Origin of the sequence: Armatimonas sp. (genome assembly GCF_031410135.1) — a bacterium.
Lineage (GTDB): Bacteria > Armatimonadota > Armatimonadia > Armatimonadales > Armatimonadaceae > Armatimonas.
In genome coordinates, this window is the sequence record NZ_JANNYP010000040.1 from 1 (window position 1) to 2,107 (window position 2,107).

Annotated in this window: 2 protein-coding genes; one reads left to right on the plus strand and one right to left on the minus strand. The window is 51.9% G+C overall.

Annotated features, from left to right (window positions below; translation table 11 throughout):
* Window positions 1-75: 75 nt before the first annotated feature.
* A complete protein-coding gene (locus RMO15_RS01475) occupies window positions 76-561 on the plus strand; it encodes a hypothetical protein (protein ID WP_309707162.1) in 486 nt (161 codons plus the stop codon).
* 96 nt (window positions 562-657) lie between these two features.
* On the opposite strand, the gene RMO15_RS01480 is transcribed toward RMO15_RS01475, so the two are convergent.
* A complete protein-coding gene (locus RMO15_RS01480; RefSeq protein ID WP_309707164.1) occupies window positions 658-1,890 on the minus strand; it encodes an IS110 family transposase in 1,233 nt (410 codons plus the stop codon).
* Window positions 1,891-2,107: the final 217 nt, after the last annotated feature.

The window sequence follows — 2,107 nt, forward strand, 5'->3', positions numbered from 1 at the left end:
TCAACGTCTTGCTGGCAAAGTTCACATCGGCAGATATAGATTTCCCTATTTGGCATGGTTTCTTCACAGTAGAAAATGGAGTGGCTAACTAATCTATTCTACATCAAAGAACTGGAACTTGATTTTGGACGACTACTTAGCCTAAGTGGGCTCGCCGCACTAGCGCAACCCACACTGAAAAACCAGGCGATTTTTACTCAAAAAGAGCTCAAGCTATCCGCTCCCCTCAAACTTCAGCTCACACAGCTACGCGCAGATATTGCCAAAAGCAAATACTCCTTCACGGTTGGAGCCACCGATGTGCTGGACAAACCAGACAGCCAGCTCTATGGCGATATTCTCCCTCCTAATATTGGAGACATCGCCAAAAAACAAGCTCCCCTCGCACGAAAAATACTCGACCTCGATAAAGAAGAGCGAGAGAGGATAGTCAAAGTCAACCCAGCGCTCCGTGCAAAGATCTACGAGTTCAATATCGTCGCCAGCCCTAGTTTGAAGAAATGGGACTGGCGCAAGCAAGGGAAAGTCACGGGCATTCGTAACCAAGCACCTATCCTGTAAATAGCCGCTTTCGGGCGGCGTTCCTCGGGCATTTTCATGCTTCAAGGTGAACCCCGTTCATGGCGTCTGGTTTGAAAATCCCCACTGGACTTAGACTCAAGCCTTTGCCGTTGGAGTTAAGTTCACCTCGAAGCCCAAACTTACCAAGCGCTTCGTCAAGCTGCGAGCAAGACGCTCTGGCTCTCGCTTGTCAAAGTGGTCAACACCCAAATCTACATAGTCTTCACCACGCTCCATCAAACGATAGGCAATCACCAGGATAGAATGCGCAACCGCAAGAAGCGCTCGCTTCTTCCCACGGCGCACTACCAAACGACGAAACTGCGCACCAAGATACGTCTTTGTCCGAGCAGCAGCGTGCGCTGCCTGAACAAGGCCCGCACGAAGAGAAGCATTGCCAGGACGAGTGCGACCCGAAAAATGCTTACCCGCACTCTCGTTGTTACCAGGGCAAAGACCTGCCCAAGAGGCAAGATGACCAGGAGTGGCAAAACGAGTCATATTGGTTCCCACTTCGCTCACAATCAGCTCCGCCGTCGCACGAGCCACACCCGGAATCGTATCCAGATGTACGACGGCCTCTTCAAAAGGGTGGCAGTAAGTCACAATCTGCTCGTCAAAGCGAGCTATCGTTTCCTCAAAACTGTCAATCTGGCAGAGTAGCTCCGACAGAATGAAGCGCTGATGCGCACTCACTCGCCCATCGAGAGAACGCTCCAAAAGCTCTTGCTTGGAGCGCATACGGCCTCGGGCAAGTTCCGCCATCTCCGCAGCATCTGCCTTGCCCTCGACTAGAGCAGCTAGCATCGCACGAGCCGAGACGCCCATCACATCGCTGGCCACACTGGCAAGTTTAATGTTCATCCCTTCGAGTGTCTTCTGAACCCGGTTGACCAAAGTTGCTCGTTCACGGATAAAATTGGCTCGGTGACGGCACAGTTCACGAAGTTCGCGTTGAGGAAGCGGAGGCACGAAGCTCTTTTTGAGCAAGCCGCATTGAAGCAACTGAGCGATCCACTCCGAATCTTTGACATCCGTCTTTCGGCCTGGCACTTGCTTGATGTGGCGAGCATTGACCAGCCAGAGTTCAAAATTGTTCTCCAGCAGATTGTAGACGGGCTTCCAATACTCGCCCGTGCTCTCCATAGCGACCTGGGCGATGCCCACTTCAGCCAGCCAGTCAGAAAGCTCCAGCAAGTCGGCAGTCATCGTGCCAAAGGTTCGTACTTGCTGAATCTCTTTGCCATCGGGTCCGGGGAAAACGCGGCAGGCGACGACAGTCTTCTTGTGAACATCGAGTCCTGCACAATGAGAAAAATAGGTGTCCATAAAGGCTCCTTATCTCACGAGAATCTTATGTTTGACAGAATCTCATGAGAATCTTGCGTTTGACGAACTGACGTGGGCACCTGTGTTAAAAAAATCTGGTTTGCGTCCTTGAGGCGTAGAGCGTGCTCTAAGCCCGCCCCGGATAAAACGCCTATGTGACAATCGGTGGTGCTTAAAAGTGCCCCGGTCTGACTGTTGGTCGGAATCGCATCACCAA